The sequence below is a fragment of the Streptomyces sp. NPDC028308 genome, from assembly GCF_055565855.1.
Genome location: NZ_JBVHTO010000017.1, coordinates 41,271 through 56,132, shown reverse-complemented (window position 1 = coordinate 56,132; position 14,862 = coordinate 41,271). Strand labels below are relative to the sequence as shown.

General features: G+C 74.0%; 10 protein-coding genes. 6 read left to right on the top strand and 4 right to left on the bottom strand.

Features of this window, described 5'->3' with window-relative positions:
- Nucleotides 1–21: 21 nt before the first annotated feature.
- From infB to ACZ4VA_RS34530, 6 genes are all read left to right on the top strand, one after another.
- A complete protein-coding gene (gene infB / locus ACZ4VA_RS34555) occupies nucleotides 22–3,180 on the top strand; it encodes a translation initiation factor IF-2 (RefSeq protein WP_356243257.1) in 3,159 nt (1,052 codons plus the stop codon).
- Between the two features lie 176 nt (nucleotides 3,181–3,356).
- Nucleotides 3,357–3,650 carry a DUF503 domain-containing protein gene (locus ACZ4VA_RS34550; RefSeq protein ID WP_355793302.1) on the top strand — a complete coding sequence of 98 codons (294 nt, stop codon included), beginning with the start codon at nucleotides 3,357–3,359 and terminating at the stop codon, nucleotides 3,648–3,650.
- Between the two features lie 33 nt (nucleotides 3,651–3,683).
- The gene (rbfA, locus tag ACZ4VA_RS34545; RefSeq protein WP_355793304.1) at nucleotides 3,684–4,142 is read left to right on the top strand and encodes a 30S ribosome-binding factor RbfA; all 459 of its coding nucleotides are present in this window, start codon (nucleotides 3,684–3,686) and stop codon (nucleotides 4,140–4,142) included.
- On the top strand, nucleotides 4,139–5,044 hold the full coding sequence (gene truB, locus ACZ4VA_RS34540; protein WP_355793306.1) for a tRNA pseudouridine(55) synthase TruB: 906 nt from the start codon (nucleotides 4,139–4,141) through the stop codon (nucleotides 5,042–5,044). Before rbfA ends, truB begins: the two co-directional genes overlap by 4 nt.
- A 422-nt stretch (nucleotides 5,045–5,466) precedes the next feature.
- Nucleotides 5,467–9,417: a trypsin-like peptidase domain-containing protein gene (locus ACZ4VA_RS34535; protein WP_468083926.1), complete on the top strand. Its 3,951-nt coding sequence runs from the start codon at nucleotides 5,467–5,469 to the stop codon at nucleotides 9,415–9,417.
- A gap of 137 nt (nucleotides 9,418–9,554) precedes the next feature.
- Nucleotides 9,555–10,508 (top strand): bifunctional riboflavin kinase/FAD synthetase, encoded by a 954-nt coding sequence (locus tag ACZ4VA_RS34530; protein ID WP_356243249.1) that lies wholly within the window; start codon nucleotides 9,555–9,557, stop codon nucleotides 10,506–10,508.
- A 63-nt stretch (nucleotides 10,509–10,571) separates the two neighbouring features.
- Here ACZ4VA_RS34530 and ACZ4VA_RS34525 read toward each other — a convergent pair whose 3' ends face one another.
- Genes ACZ4VA_RS34525 through ACZ4VA_RS34510 form a run of 4 tightly spaced genes read right to left on the bottom strand, consistent with a single transcriptional unit; the run spans nucleotide 10,572 to nucleotide 14,858 of the window.
- Nucleotides 10,572–11,591: an ABC transporter ATP-binding protein gene (locus ACZ4VA_RS34525; protein WP_468083924.1), complete on the bottom strand. Its 1,020-nt coding sequence runs from the start codon at nucleotides 11,589–11,591 to the stop codon at nucleotides 10,572–10,574.
- Nucleotides 11,588–12,847 carry an ABC transporter ATP-binding protein gene (locus tag ACZ4VA_RS34520; RefSeq protein WP_355790907.1) on the bottom strand — a complete coding sequence of 420 codons (1,260 nt, stop codon included), beginning with the start codon at nucleotides 12,845–12,847 and terminating at the stop codon, nucleotides 11,588–11,590. The genes ACZ4VA_RS34525 and ACZ4VA_RS34520 overlap by 4 nt, the downstream gene beginning before the upstream one ends.
- The gene (locus tag ACZ4VA_RS34515) at nucleotides 12,844–13,794 is read right to left on the bottom strand and encodes an ABC transporter permease (RefSeq protein WP_356243240.1); all 951 of its coding nucleotides are present in this window, start codon (nucleotides 13,792–13,794) and stop codon (nucleotides 12,844–12,846) included. The genes ACZ4VA_RS34520 and ACZ4VA_RS34515 overlap by 4 nt, the downstream gene beginning before the upstream one ends.
- Nucleotides 13,791–14,858, bottom strand: a complete 1,068-nt coding sequence (locus ACZ4VA_RS34510) for an ABC transporter permease (RefSeq protein ID WP_355795398.1) — start codon at nucleotides 14,856–14,858, stop codon at nucleotides 13,791–13,793. The genes ACZ4VA_RS34515 and ACZ4VA_RS34510 overlap by 4 nt, the downstream gene beginning before the upstream one ends.
- Nucleotides 14,859–14,862: the final 4 nt, after the last annotated feature.

Genomic DNA, 14,862 nt, shown 5'->3' with positions numbered 1-14,862 from the left:
CCCGGACCTAAAAGGAGCGATGTGGCTAAGGTCCGGGTATACGAACTCGCCAAGGAGTTCGGGGTGGAGAGCAAGGCCGTCATGGCCAAGCTCCAGGAACTCGGTGAATTCGTCCGTTCGGCGTCCTCGACGATCGAGGCGCCCGTTGTACGCAAGCTGACCGATGCTTTCCAGCAGGGCAGCAACGGCGGCGGCAAGTCCGCCCCGCGCAAGTCTTCGCCGGCTCGTCCGGCAGCCCCCTCTCCGGCGCAGGCGGCCCGTCCGGCCGCCCCGCGCCCGCCGGCCCCCAAGCCGGCCGCGGCCGAGAAGCCGGCGGCGCCCGCCGCTCCGGCCGCTCCGGTCACCCCTGCGGCTTCGGGCCCCCGCCCGGGCCCCAAGCCGGCCCCGAAGCCCGCTCCGGCGGCTCCGGCTCCGGCGGCGCCCGAGTTCACGGCGCCTCCGTCGGCGCCCGCCGCTCCGGCGGCCTCGGCTCCCTCCACGCCCGCCGCGGGTGCCCGTCCGGGTGCTCCGCGTCCCGGCGGTCAGGCCCCGCGTCCCGGTGCCCGTCCCGCCGGCGGTCCCGGCCAGGGCGGCCAGGGCCGTGGTGACCGTCCCGAGCGCGGCGACCGCGGTGACCGTCAGGGCGCTGCGCGTCCCGGCGGCCAGGCCCCGCGTCCGGGCGCTCGTCCGGCCGGTCCCCGTCCGGGCAACAACCCCTTCACCTCTGGTGGCTCCACCGGCATGGCGCGCCCGCAGGCGCCCCGTCCGGGCGGCGCGCCGCGTCCCGGTGGCCCCGGTGCCCCGGGCGCCCCGCGTCCGCAGGGCGCCGGCCAGGGTGGTCCCCGTCCGCAGGGCGGTCCCGGCGGCGCTCCGCGTCCCCAGGGCCAGGGCGGTGCCCGTCCGAGCCCGGGCGGCATGCCCCGTCCGCAGGGCGGCGCTCCGCGTCCCGGCGGCGGCCCCGCCGGCAACCGTCCGAACCCCGGCATGATGCCGCAGCGTCCCGCTGCGGGTCCGCGTCCCGGCGGTGGCCCCGGCGGTGGCCGCGGTCCCGGCGGCGGCGGTCGTCCCGGCGGTGCCGGTGGCGGCGGTCGTCCGGGTGGCGGCGGCGGTTTCGCCGGTCGTCCCGGTGGCGGCGGCGGCGGTTTCGCGGGTCGTCCCGGTGGCCCCGGTGGCGGTGGCGGCGGTTTCGCCGGCCGTCCGGGTGGTCCCGGTGGCGGCGGCGGTGGCCGTCCCGGCTTCGGCGGTCGTCCGGGTGGTCCCGGTGGCCGTGGTGGCACGCAGGGTGCGTTCGGCCGTCCCGGCGGGCCCGCCCGTCGTGGCCGCAAGTCGAAGCGGCAGAGGCGCCAGGAGTACGAGGCCATGCAGGCCCCGTCGGTCGGCGGCGTCATGCTGCCTCGCGGCAACGGACAGTCCGTCCGCCTGTCGCGCGGTGCGTCCCTCACCGACTTCGCGGAGAAGATCAACGCCAACCCGGCGTCGCTCGTCGCCGTGATGATGAACCTCGGCGAGATGGTCACTGCCACGCAGTCCGTCTCCGACGAGACGCTGAAGCTCCTCGCGGACGAGATGAACTACGTCCTCGAGATCGTCAGCCCCGAGGAGGAGGACCGCGAGCTGCTCGAGTCCTTCGACATCGAGTTCGGCGAGGACGAGGGCGACGAGGAAGACCTCGTGGTCCGTCCGCCGGTCGTGACCGTCATGGGTCACGTCGACCACGGTAAGACCCGACTGCTGGACACCATCCGCAAGACGAACGTCGTCGCGGGCGAGGCCGGCGGTATCACGCAGCACATCGGTGCGTACCAGGTCGCCACCGAGGTCAACGGTGAAGAGCGCAAGATCACCTTCATCGACACCCCCGGTCACGAGGCGTTCACCGCCATGCGTGCCCGCGGTGCCAAGTCGACCGACATCGCGATCCTCGTGGTGGCGGCCAACGACGGTGTGATGCCCCAGACGATCGAGGCGCTGAACCACGCCAAGGCGGCCGACGTGCCGATCGTGGTCGCGGTCAACAAGATCGACGTCGAGGGTGCCGACCCGACCAAGGTGCGCGGTCAGCTCACCGAGTTCGGCCTGGTGGCCGAGGAGTACGGCGGCGACACGATGTTCGTCGACATCTCCGCCAAGCAGGGCCTCAACATCGAGAGCCTGCTGGAGGCCGTGGTCCTCACCGCGGACGCCTCGCTCGACCTGCGGGCCAACCCGGAGCAGGACGCGCAGGGCATCGCGATCGAGTCCCACCTCGACCGTGGCCGCGGTGCCGTCTCGACGGTCCTGGTCCAGCGCGGCACGCTGCGCATCGGCGACACCATGGTGGTCGGCGACGCGTACGGCCGTGTCCGGGCGATGCTCGACGACAACGGCAACAACGTCGAGGAAGCGGGTCCGTCGACCCCCGTCCTGGTCCTGGGTCTCACCAACGTCCCGGGCGCCGGCGACAACTTCCTCGTCGTCGACGAGGACCGCACGGCACGCCAGATCGCCGAGAAGCGCGCGGCGCGTGAGCGCAACGCCAACTTCGCCCGGCGCGGAGTCCGGTTCTCCCTGGAGAACCTGGACGAGGCGCTCAAGGCCGGCCTGGTGCAGGAACTCAACCTCATCATCAAGGGCGACGCGTCCGGTTCGGTGGAGGCTCTCGAGTCCTCGCTGCTCCAGCTCGACGTCGGCGACGAGGTCGACATCCGTGTCCTGCACCGCGGTGTGGGTGCGGTCACCGAGTCGGACATCAACCTGGCGACCGGCTCCGACGCCATCGTCATCGGCTTCAACGTCCGCGCCGCGGGCCGAGCGGCGCAGATGGCGGAGCGCGAGGGCGTCGACGTCCGGTACTACTCGGTGATCTACCAGGCCATCGAGGAGATCGAGGCGGCCCTGAAGGGCATGCTGAAGCCGGAGTACGAGGAGGTCGAGCTCGGCACGGCGGAGATCCGCGAGGTCTTCAAGTCGTCCAAGCTGGGCAACATCGCCGGTGTCCTGGTCCGCTCGGGCGAGGTCAAGCGCAACACCAAGGCGCGCCTCGTCCGCGACGGCAAGGTCATCGCGGAGAACCTCAACATCTCCGGGCTGCGTCGCTTCAAGGACGACGTCACCGAGATCCGCGAAGGCTTCGAGGGTGGTATCAACCTCGGAAACTTCAACGACATCAAGGTCGACGACGTCATCGCGACGTACGAGATGCGCGAGAAGCCGCGCTCGTAAGGCGGTTGTGTGAGCTGGCCGGCGGTGACAAGTCACCGCCGGCCAGCTTGCCGTTTGCCGGGGCCCCGCCCCGGAAACCCTGTCGAGGACCCCGGCCCTCCGATGTACGGTTCTGATGTCCCGCCACACACGTGGCCGGGCCATCTACCCCGTACCGGCGGGACATCCGGACACACATGTACGTGGGGACACTGTCCTTCGACCTGCTCCTCGGCGACGTCCACTCGCTGAAGGAGAAGCGCTCTCTCGTCCGGCCGATCGTCGCCGAACTCCAGCGGAAGTATCCGGTGAGCGTGGCGGAGACGGGCAACCAGGACCTCCACCGCAGGGCCGAGATCGGCCTGGCGGTGGTCTCCGGAGACACCGAGCACCTCACCGACGTACTGGACCGGTGCGAACGGCTCGTCGCGGCGCGACCGGAGGTGGATCTGCTGTCGGTACGGCGCAGACTCCACAAAGACGAAGACTGACGGAACAAGCAAGGCGAAGAAGGAGACGGACCAGTGGCCGACAACGCGCGGGCGAAGAGGCTGGCGGACCTCATCCGAGAGGTGGTGGCCCAGAAGCTGCAGCGCGGGATCAAGGACCCGCGGCTCGGTTCGCATGTGACCATCACGGACACCCGGGTCACCGGGGACCTCCGGGAGGCGACCGTCTTCTACACGGTGTACGGGGACGACGAGGAGCGGGCGGCCGCGGCCGCCGGCCTGGAGAGCGCCAAGGGCGTGCTCCGGTCCGCCGTGGGCGCGGCGGCCGGCGTGAAGTTCACGCCGACCCTGACCTTCGTGGCGGACGCCCTGCCGGACACCGCCAAGACCATCGAGGACCTCCTCGACAAGGCGCGCGCCTCCGACGCGAAGGTGCGCGAGGTCTCGGCGGGCGCCGCCTTCGCCGGTGACGCCGACCCGTACAAGAAGCCCGATGAGGACGACCGGGACGACGAGGACGACGCCGCCGAATGACGGAGAAGCACAGGACGCCCGACGGGCTTGTCGTCGTCGACAAGCCGTCGGGCTTCACCTCGCACGACGTGGTCGCCAAGATGCGCGGGATCGCCAGGACCCGGCGGGTCGGCCACGCCGGCACCCTCGACCCCATGGCGACCGGCGTGCTCGTCCTCGGCGTCGAGAAGGCGACCAAGCTGCTCGGTCACCTCGCGCTGACCGAGAAGGAGTACCTCGGCACGATCCGGCTCGGGCAGAACACGCTGACGGACGACGCGGAGGGCGACATCACGTCCTCGGCGGACGCCTCGGGTGTGAAGCGGGACGCCATCGACGCCGGGATCGCCAAGCTGAGCGGCGACATCATGCAGGTGCCGTCGAAGGTCAGCGCCATCAAGATCGACGGCGTGCGCTCGTACAAGCGGGCACGGGAGGGCGAGGACTTCGAGATCCCGGCCCGCCCGGTGACCATCTCCTCGTTCGCGGTGTACGACGTCCGGGACGCGGTCGCGGAGGACGGCACGCCCGTCCTCGACCTGATCGTGTCCGTCGTCTGCTCCTCGGGCACCTACATCCGGGCGCTCGCCCGGGACCTCGGCGCGGATCTCGGTGTGGGCGGCCATCTGACCGCCCTGCGCCGCACCCGCGTCGGCCCGTACAAGCTGGACACGGCGCGCACCCTCGACCAGCTCCAGCAGGAGCTGACCGTGATGCCGATCGCCGACGCCGCGGCCGCCGCGTTCCCGCGCTGGGACGTCGACGAACGCCGTGCCCGGCTGCTCCTGAACGGCGTCCGCCTGGACATGCCCGAGGAGTACGCGGGCGCCGGTGCCGTCGCCGTCTACGACGCGACGGGCCGCTTCCTGGCGCTGGTGGAGGCGCACAAGGGCAAGGCGAAGAGCCTGGCCGTGTTCGGCTGAGGCCACTTACGGGTTCATGGGCGGTGCCGTGTCGGATTCGACGGGCGCCGCCCTTTCGCCGTCGTGGGAGCCGTTCCGGCCGTGCGGGCGGGCCGGTCTTCCGTGCCGGATCACGTCGTGAACGTCGGCTCCCGCCGGGGACGGTCACTGCTTCGGCGGTGTCGCCAGCCCCTGCGGGCCTTCTGTGTGCCCCCGGTGTCCGTGGAGCGGCGGTCACGGGGTTGTCACTGATCGCCGCTCCACGGTCCCCCCTCGGTTCCCCCACCCAAGGGTCTATCCATCCCCTTCCGTCCATTCACCCCTTCGGGCGGGCGCTCGGAGTGAACCGAGGGAGCGGAAGGGGGCGCGTTCACCACGCGATCTGTTCCGCTGATCAACCCGTGCCTACCGTCGTGAACAGGCACACTCCGGGAGGTTCGACCATGGCGGGACGTGGCCCTCGGACCGGGGGCCGGCGGACACCGGGCGCCGCCCCCGAGGCGGTCCCGGACACGGCCCTGGTGCAGGTGCGCGACCTCGCGGGACGCCCGCGCGGCACGGGGTTCGCCGCCGACCACCACGGCACCGTCGTCACCAGTCACGAGGCTGTGGACGGCCTGGCCCGCCTGGTCCTGCACGCCCCCGGCGGCCGTACGTGCATCGTCGGCGCAGACGCCGTGACCGCTCTGCCCGGGACGGACCTCGCGCTCGTACGCACCGACGACCTCGGCCTGGACCCGCTCCCCGTCACCGCGCGGGACCGCGTCGAGACCGGCGCGTACGTCCGGATCGCCGCAGGCGGCTGGCGGGAGGCCCGCGTCCTCGGCACCACCCGGGCGACGTACGCGGCGACGGACCGCTTCCACCAGCTCGACGCAGCCCTGGAGCTGGCGATCGGGACGGCGGGCGCGGACGCGCTGCGGCTCGGCGGCGGCGCCGCCGGGGGACCGGTGCTCGACGCGGCGACCGGCGCCGTCGTCGCGGTCCTCGGCACCGCGCTGCGCACCGGACACCCGACGGCCGGCCTGGCCGTGCCCCTGCGTGCCACCGGACTGCCGCCCGTGCTCGCGGACCTGCTGGAGCGCAACGCCGCGACGGTGCCCGCGTACGGCGCCGACCTGAACCTGGCGGGAGTACTGGAACTCACGGCCACGTCCCTGGGGTCCGACGGGCCGGCGGGGGCGTTCGGCGCCGGGTGCGCCTCCTCCCCGCGCGGAGGTTCGGCGCACGCGCACGCAGAGGCGTGGGACGACTGCCCGTCCACGGCAGCGGGGGCCGGGGAGGACGCGGCCGAGCAGGCGCCGACGGGCTTCGGGACCGGGAGTTTCGCCGGGGTGCCCGAGTCGGCCGAGCGGCCCGACGTCATCGAGGAGTTCGCGGCGTTCGCGGCCGGTGAGGCGGCCGTCCTCGCACTCGTCGGGCGCCCGGGCAGCGGCCGTACGACGGAACTCACCGCCCTCGCCGCCCGCCGGACCGGGGGCCCCGAACCGGCGCCCACGTTGTGGCTGCGCGGCGCCGACCTGCTGGCGACGGACACCTCGGTGGCCGACGCGGCGACCCGGGCACTGGAACGGGCGGGACGGATCGTGGCGGCCCCGGAAACCGGGCTGCCGGACCGCGCGCTGTCCTTCGGAGGGAACGACGGGGACCTCGGGGACCTCGATCCCGGTCGGCCGGCTCGGCTCGCGCGGGCCGCCGGACGTCCCCTGCTGCTGATCCTCGACAGCCCCGAGGAGATGCCGCCCGAGCTGGCCCACCGGCTCCCCGAGTGGACGGCCGGGACCGCCGCGTGGCTCCGGGAGAGCGGCGCGCGGCTGGTCGTGGGGTGCCGCGAGGAGTACTGGGAGCAGGCGGGGGAGGAGTTCCCGCGCGAGCTGCTGCACGGCGCGGGTGCGGGCACGGGAGGCGACCGGGAGCCGCTGCGGGAGCGCGCGCCCCGAGCCGACGCCGGGGCGGGCGACGTGCCGCGGGCCGACGGGGACCGGCTGCCGCCCTGCGTGCGGCTCGGCGACCTGGGCGAGGAGGCGGCCCGGCGGGCCCGCGCGCGCCACGGGATCCCCGAGGGCCTCCTCCAGGACGCCGACGCACGCCACCCGCTGACCCTGCGGCTGCTGGCGGAGGTACGCGCCGCCCTGCCCGTCGCGCCGGACACGGTGCCGGAGCGGCCTCTAAGGCGGGACGAGGTCTTCGCCGCGTACCTGGACCTGATGTGCCTGCGCGTCGCGGTCCGGCTCGCCGCGGCCAACGGCCTGCGCGGCACGGACGTACGACGGCTCGTCGCGCGGGTCTCCGGGCAGGTGCACGAGGCCGCGCGTCGCTGCCTCGGCCCCGGACAGGGGGAGCTGGACCGGGCGGCCTTCGAGTCCGTCTTCCCCTGGGGACCGGCCCCCGCGAGCCGGCTCGGCGCCACCACGGGCTGGGCCTCCGCCGTCCTCACCGAGGGCCTCGTCGTGCCCGCGGGCACCGGCTACCGCTTCGCCCACGAGGAACTCGCCGACTGGATCCAGGGCACGCACCTCGACGTGGACGCGGCCCTGCACGCCCTCGTCCACCGGGCCCACGCCGTCCCGGCCGGCCCGGACGGCGACCCGGCCGGGCCCCGCCCCGCCGGGGCCGCCGCCCGCCGCAGGTCCCGTACCGCGCGCGCGGACGCCCGGCGCCACGCGCTCCCCGTGCCGCGCCACCGCATCGGCCCGGTCGTCCAGGCGCTGCTCCTCCTGGACGGACAGCACGCCCGCACGGAGCTCATCGGCCGCCTGGAGGACCTGGTCGACGCCGTGGACGCCCTGCTGCCCGCGGCGCCCGAGCCGCCCGGCGACCCCGTCTGGTGGGCCACCCACCTCCTTCGTGACGTCCTGACGCGCGTGCCCGACGCGAGCCCGTACTCCGGTGTGCTGCGGCAGCTCGCCGAGCGCATCGTGGCCTGGCGGGCCCAAGGGCGGCGCGTGCCGGGGGAGTTCGGGCCGTGGTTCTGGGAGGCGGTACGGCTGCCCGGCGCGGAGCGGTTCGAGTTGCTGAGGTGGCTGGTCGTCGCGGACGAGGCACCGCACCCGGCGGACCCGGGACGGGGGACGCCCGCACAACAGCCGTGGCGGGTCGACGGCGGCACCGCGGACGACCCGGCGGACGGGACCGCCGTGCCCGGGGAGCCCGGCGGTCCCGAGGCCGCCCGCCCTCGGACGCCCCGCTTTCTCGACACCGTGGCCCGCCTTCTCGCCGCCGATCCGACCGCCGTCCTGCCCCACCTCACCCGCTGGTTCGACGACGAGCGTCCGCTGCCCGCCACCCCGGACGCCACCGTGGCGACCGCGGCGCAGGCCCTGCTGTACGCCCATCGCCGGCGCGCCCTCGACGACCTGACCGAGGCGCTGGTGGCCTGCGCGCACCGGCGCGGGGACGAACTGCTCGCCGTCCTAGCCGAGGAGGAGCCGTCCGCCATGTGCCGGGCGGTAGACCGGTGGGCCCACGACGAGCGCCCGGCGAGGCACGTGGCGGCGATGACGTACGGGCTGCGGACCGCGCCGCACGCGCGCACCGAGGCCGACCGCGAGCTGCTGCGGTTCGCGGCGCTGTCCCTGCTCGCCCGCCCCGCCGACGGCGCCGCGCACGGTGCGGCGCTCGCGCTCCTCGTGGGCGACCCGCGGACCCGGGCCCGGCACCTGCCCCAGGCGCTCGAACGGTTCACCGCCGGTGATCCGCAGCTGCCCGCGAGCGCGCTCGTCGCCGCCCTCGACACCCACCCCGAGCCGGTGCTCGACGCCTTCGAGGCGCGTCTGCGGCGGCCCGGACCCGACGCGGGAGAGCTGCTGCGCCCCCTCACCGACGCCGCCACGCCCGCCCTCGCCCACCGCGTCGCCGCGCTCGTGCGCCGGGTCGCCGAGGTGTGCCCCGACGCCGCCGGGCACGTGGCCGACCGCGTCGACCGGCGTCTCGAACACGGCCCCGACGCCCGGGCCGTACTCCTCCCGCTGCTCACCGGGCTCCTCGACGGCGGCCCGCCCGCGCTGCGGGCGCGGCTCGTGTCCGTCCTCGTCGCCCCCGGCAGCCCCCGCTCGCGCCCGCTCCGGCACGAGCTCCTGGAACTGCTGCTCGCCGGCGAGCGGGACCTGACCGTCCTCGACGCCCTGCTGCGGGCCGCCGCGGCGGGAGCGGCGCGCGGCGACGAGGAACACGCCCGCGAGCTGGTCCGCCGCGCCGGGCTGCTGCTCGTCCGCACACCGGACGGCGCCACCCTGTTCGACTGCGGGCTGGTCGACCTGGCCCGTGGCGTGCCGGGGTTCGCGGCCCTGGTCGCGGGCTGGCTCACCGACGCCCCGCAGGACTGGTCGGCGGTCGTGGGACCCAGCGCCCGGCGCATGATCGAGAACCTGGCGGGGGTGCGGGTGCCCGCCTGAACCCGGTCCGTGAGGGTGCGCCCCGTCACAGCCTCCATGCCGATGCGATCCGACGCCCCGCGGCATGGCACCCTTAGACCTGCGTAGAGGCAACCACGGACACGGGTTCGACGAGTTTGCGACAAGGAGCAGTCACAGTGCAGCGCTGGCGTGGCTTGGAGGACATCCCCGAGGACTGGGGGCGCAGCGTCGTCACCATCGGTTCCTACGACGGGGTGCACCGCGGGCACCAGCTGATCATCCGGCATGCCGTGGACCGCGCCCGCGAGCTGGGCGTCCCCTCCGTCGTCGTCACCTTCGACCCGCACCCGAGCGAGGTCGTGCGCCCCGGCAGCCACCCCCCGCTGCTCGCCCCGCACCACCGGCGCGCCGAGCTGATGGCCGAGCTGGGGGTGGACGCCCTGCTGATCCTCCCCTTCACCACCGAGTTCTCGAAGCTGTCGCCCGCCGACTTCGTCGCCAAGGTCCTGGTCGACAAACTGCGCGCGAAGGCCGTCGTGGAAGGCCCGAACTTCCGCTTCGGCCACAAGGCCGCGGGCGACGTCGACTTCCTGCGCGAGCAGGGGCGGACGTACGACTTCGAGGTCGAGGTCGTCGACCTGTACGTGACCGGTGACGCCGGAGGCGGCGAGCCGTTCTCCTCCACCCTGACCCGCCGGCTTATCGCGGACGGCGACATCCAGGGCGCGCGGGAGATCCTCGGCCGTCCGCACCGCGTCGAGGGCGTCGTCGTGCGCGGTGCCCAGCGGGGCCGCGAACTCGGCTTCCCCACGGCCAACGTCGAGACGCTCCCGCACACGGCGATCCCCGCCGACGGCGTCTACGCGGGCTGGCTGCACGCCCAGGGCGAGATCATGCCCGCCGCGATCTCCGTCGGCACGAACCCGCAGTTCGACGGCACCGAGCGGACCGTCGAGGCGTACGCCATCGACCGGATCGGCCTGGACCTGTACGGCCTGCACGTCGCCGTCGACTTCCTCGCCTTCGTCCGCGGCCAGGCCAGGTTCGACTCCATCGACGAACTGCTGGTCGCCATCCGGGACGACGTGAAGCGGTCGCGTGAACTGATCGAGGCGTACGAGGGCGAGTAGCCCGCGCTCTCCCGAGACGCGTGCGGAGGGCCAGTGCCGAGCACCGGCCCTCCGTCGACTCTCCTACGACGTGACGCGCGCCCTGGCCCAGTGGCAGGCGACCTGCGCCTCGCCGCCCCCGCCGAGCACCTCCAGGTCCTCGCCGCGGCACGCGTCCGCCACCCCGGCCCGCGCGGCCTCACCGCTCGCCAGGATCTGGCAGCGCGCGTGGAAACGGCAGCCGGACGGGATGCGGGAGGGGTCCGGCGGCTCCCCGGTCAGCACGACCGGCTCACCCGGGGCTTCCGGCAGCACCGACAACAGGGCCTGCGTGTACGGATGCTGAGGTGCCGTCAGGACCTGCTCGACCGCGCCGGTCTCCACGATCCGGCCGAGGTACATCACGGCGACCCGGTCGGCGATGTTCCAGGCCAGTCCGAGGTCGTGCGTCACCACCAGTGCCGACAGGCCGAGTTCGGACCGCAGCCGCAGGAGCAGCGCGAGGATCTGGCCCCGCACGGACGCGTCCAGGGAGGCCACCGGCTCGTCGGCGACGATGAGTTCGGGTTCCAGGACCAGGGCGCCCGCGATCACGACACGCTGGCGCTGACCGCCGGACAGCTCGTGCGGATAGCGCAGGAAGAAGCGCTCGGGGGGCCGCAGCCCGGCCCGCGACAGTGCCTCCGCGACCGCCGCCCGCTCGTCGCCGCCGTACCGGTGGATGCGCAGTCCCTCCGCCACGGCGTCGTACACCGTGTGCCGGGGGTTGAGGGAGCCGCTCGGGTCCTGGAGGACCAGCTGGACCCGCTTGCGGTAGGTCTTCAGGGCGCGCGAGGAGTAGTCCAGCGGCTTCCCGCCGAAGGTGACCCGGCCGCCGGTGGGCGGGACGAGTCCGAGCAGGGAGCGGGCGAGCGTCGTCTTGCCGCAGCCCGACTCCCCGACCAGGGCCACGATCTCGCCGGGCCGGATGTCCAGGTCGACCCCGTCGACGGCCCGCGCCCGGGCCGCGCCGTGCCGCCCGGGAAAGGAGACGTGCAGCCCTTCGGCGCTCAACAGCGGTGCCGTGGCGGTGAGTTCGACGTCGACCTCGGGAGTGGTGGTCATGCGGTACTCCTCGCGTCGTCGTCAGCGACACCTGTGGAGGCGCCGGGGGCTCCGGGCTCCGGGCGTGTGGGGGTGACAGCTCGGTCGGGCGTTGAGGCGGTGGTCCGGTCGCCGGGGGTGGTGGGGGTGTCTGGCTTCGCGGGGGTGGGTCGGTCGCCGGTCGTGGTGGTGGGCCCGGGGGACGGGGGCGCGGTCTGTGTTCCGGGGGCGGTGGGGGTGTCCGGCTCCGGGGGAGTGGCGGTCCCCTGGTCGACGGGCGTGGGGTCGGGGGCCATGAGCGGGCTCGCCGGGGTGCCCCGGTCGGGGGCGGTCCCGACGTGCACGCAGGCCGCCCGGCGCCGCGGACCCGCCAACCGCAGCGGCTGGTCCTGGCCGGCGCAGCTGTCCAGCGCCTCCGCGCACCGCGGATGGAACGTGCAGCCGGTCGGCAGGTCGGCCGGGTCCGGCGGGTCGCCCGGCAGGCCGCGCGGCGCGAACCGGGACGCCGGGTCGCCGATCCGCGGGAACGCGGCCGACAGCGCCTTGCCGTACGGGTGCAGCGCGTCCTCGTAGACCTGCGCCGCGGGCCCCTCCTCGACCACGCGGCCCGCGTACATCACCGCGAGCCGGTCGCAGGTGTCCGCCAGCACCGCCAGGTCGTGGCTGATCATGACGAGCCCGAGGTCCTGATCGCTCACGAGCTGCTCGATCAGCCGCAGGATCTGCGCCTGGATCATCACGTCGAGAGCGGTGGTCGGTTCGTCGGCGACCACCAGCCGCGGGTCGCAGGCCAGCGCCATGGCGATCATGACGCGCTGGCGCTGGCCGCCGGACAGTTCGTGCGGATACGCGTCCGCGCGGGCGGCGGGCAGCCCCACCTGCTCCAACAGCTCCCCGGTCCTCTTCTTCGCCCCCGCGGGCGTGGCCTTGCGGTGCAGCAGGATCGGCTCGGCGATCTGGTCGCCGATGCGGTGCACCGCGTTGAGCGAGTGCATCGCGCCCTGGAACACGATCGAGGCGCCGGCCCAGCGGACCGCCCGCACCCGGCCCCACTTCATGGTCAGGACGTCCTCGCCGTCGAGCAGGATCTGCCCGCCGACACGGGTCCCGGCGGGCAGCAGCCGCAGCAGCGCGAGCGCGAGTGTGGACTTGCCGCAGCCGGACTCGCCGGCGATGCCGAGCTTCTGCCCCGCGTCGAGGGAGAGGTTCACCCCGCGTACGGCCGCCGCGCCGCCCGCGTAGGTCACCTCCAGGTCGCGCAGTTCAAGGAGACTCAACGGGCCACCCCCAGCCTGGGGTTGAGGACGGACTCCACGGCACGCCCGCACAGGGTGAAGGCGAGTGCCACGACGGCGATCGCCACCCCGGGAGGCACGAGGTACCACCAGTCGCCGGAGCTGACCGCGCCCGCCTCCCGCGCGTCCTGGAGCAGCCCGCCCCACGACACGACCGTCGGGTCCCCGAGGCCGAGGAAGGCGAGGGTGGCCTCCGCGAGGATCGCCGAGGAGATGATCAGGGTCGTCTGGGCCAGCACGAGCGGCATCACGTTGGGCAGCACGTGGCGGGACATGACGTGCCAGTGGCCGCCGCCGAGCGCCTTCGCGCGCTCGATGTACGGCCGCGACTCGACCGCCAGGGTCTGGGCGCGCACCAGCCGTGCCGTCGTCGGCCAGGTGGTCACCCCGATGGCCAGGATGATCGTGCCGAGCGAGCGGGACATGACCGTCGCGAGGGCGATGGCGAGGACCAGGGTCGGCATCACCAGGAACCAGTCGGTGATCCGCATGATCACCGTCGCGTACCAGCCGCGGAAGTGCCCGGCGGTGATGCCGATCAGCGCGCCGATGGCGACGGACAGGACGGCGGCGAGCAGCCCGACGAGCAGCGAGACCCGCGCCCCCCACACCAGCAGGCCCAGCAGGTTGCGCCCGAACTGGTCGGTGCCGAGGGGGAATTCGGCGCTCGGGCTCTCCATCGGCCGGCCCGGCGCGTCCGTGACGTTCTGCACGTCCGCGCCCACGGTCAGCGGGGCGGTCAGGGCGATCAGCGCGAACAGCGCGAGCGCGGCCAGTCCGGCGACGCCGGCCCGGTGGGTGCGGTACTGCCGCCAGAAGCGCGCGGCGGAGTGGCGGCGGCGCTGCCAGGCGAGGGCGCGCGGACCGGCCGTGGACGCGCGGGGGGCTGCCCCGGGCGTCAGCGGCCCGTCCGACTCGGTCGTGGTCATCGGCCCACCCGGGGGTCCAGGAGCGGATAGATCAGGTCGGCCAGCGTGTTCATCACGATCACCGCGGCCGCGAAGACGAAGAACAGCCCCTGCACCAGCGGCAGATCGGGCACGCTCAGGGCCTGGTAGAAGAGGCCGCCGAGACCGGGCCAGGAGAACACCGTCTCGACGAGGATGACGCCCGCGACCGTGCGGCCGAGGTTGACGAAGATCAGCGTCACCGTCGGCAGCAGCGCGTTGGGCACCGCGTGCCGGCGACGCACCAGGTCGTCCCGCAGGCCCTTGGCGCGGGCGGTGGTCAGGTAGTCGCTGCCCATCTCGTCCAGCAGTGCGGAGCGGGTGACGAGCAGCGTCTGCCCGTACTCGACGGCCACCAGGGTGACCACGGGCAGGATCAGATGGTGGGCGACGTCGAGGACGTAGGCGAAGCCCTCCTCGCCGCCGGACTCCATGCCACCGGTCGGGAAGAGACCGGGGACCGGTCCGATGCCCACCGAGAAGACGATGATGAGCAGCAGCCCGAGCCAGAACGACGGGATCGAGTAGAGGGTCAGCGCGAGACCGGTGTTGAGCCGGTCGCCCAGCCCGCCGTTGCGCCACGCGGAGCGCGTGCCGAGGAAGATGCCGAGCACGGTGTAGAGCACGAACGCCGTGCCGGTGAGCAGCAGCGTGTTCGGCAGCGCCTCGGTGATCTTGTCCATGACGGGCGCCCGGAACTGGTACGAGGTGCCCAGGTCGCCCGTCAGCGCCTTGCCGCAGTAGTCCGTGAACTGCTGCCACATCGGCAGGTCGAGCCCGAACTCGCGCCGGTAGGAAGCCAGTTGTTCGGCAGAGACCTGGCGGCCGCCCGTCATGAACTTGACCGGGTCGCCCGGGATCAGCCGGAAGAGGAAGAAGCTGGTGACGAGGACGGCGAGCAGCGAGACCGCGGCCCCGCCCAACTTGCCCGCCAGGTACCGCAGATACGCGGTCCTGGTGCGCGCTCTCGGGCCGCGGGCCGACGGCCCGGCCGCAGCCGGACCGCCGGTCTCCTCGACCAGCGCTGGTGTTGCCTCAGCGGTCATCAGT

What these genes read in the sequence shown, in the direction of transcription:
- truB (WP_355793306.1), top strand. Translation starts at nt 4,139, where the DNA reads ATGACGGAGAAGCACAGGACGCCCGACGGGCTTGTCGTCGTCGACAAG.
- ACZ4VA_RS34525 (WP_468083924.1), bottom strand. Translation starts at nt 11,591, where the DNA reads ATGACCACCACTCCCGAGGTCGACGTCGAACTCACCGCCACGGCACCG.
- ACZ4VA_RS34550 (WP_355793302.1), top strand. Translation starts at nt 3,357, where the DNA reads ATGTACGTGGGGACACTGTCCTTCGACCTGCTCCTCGGCGACGTCCAC.
- ACZ4VA_RS34535 (WP_468083926.1), top strand. Translation starts at nt 5,467, where the DNA reads ATGGCGGGACGTGGCCCTCGGACCGGGGGCCGGCGGACACCGGGCGCC.
- ACZ4VA_RS34515 (WP_356243240.1), bottom strand. Translation starts at nt 13,794, where the DNA reads ATGACCACGACCGAGTCGGACGGGCCGCTGACGCCCGGGGCAGCCCCC.
- ACZ4VA_RS34510 (WP_355795398.1), bottom strand. Translation starts at nt 14,858, where the DNA reads ATGACCGCTGAGGCAACACCAGCGCTGGTCGAGGAGACCGGCGGTCCG.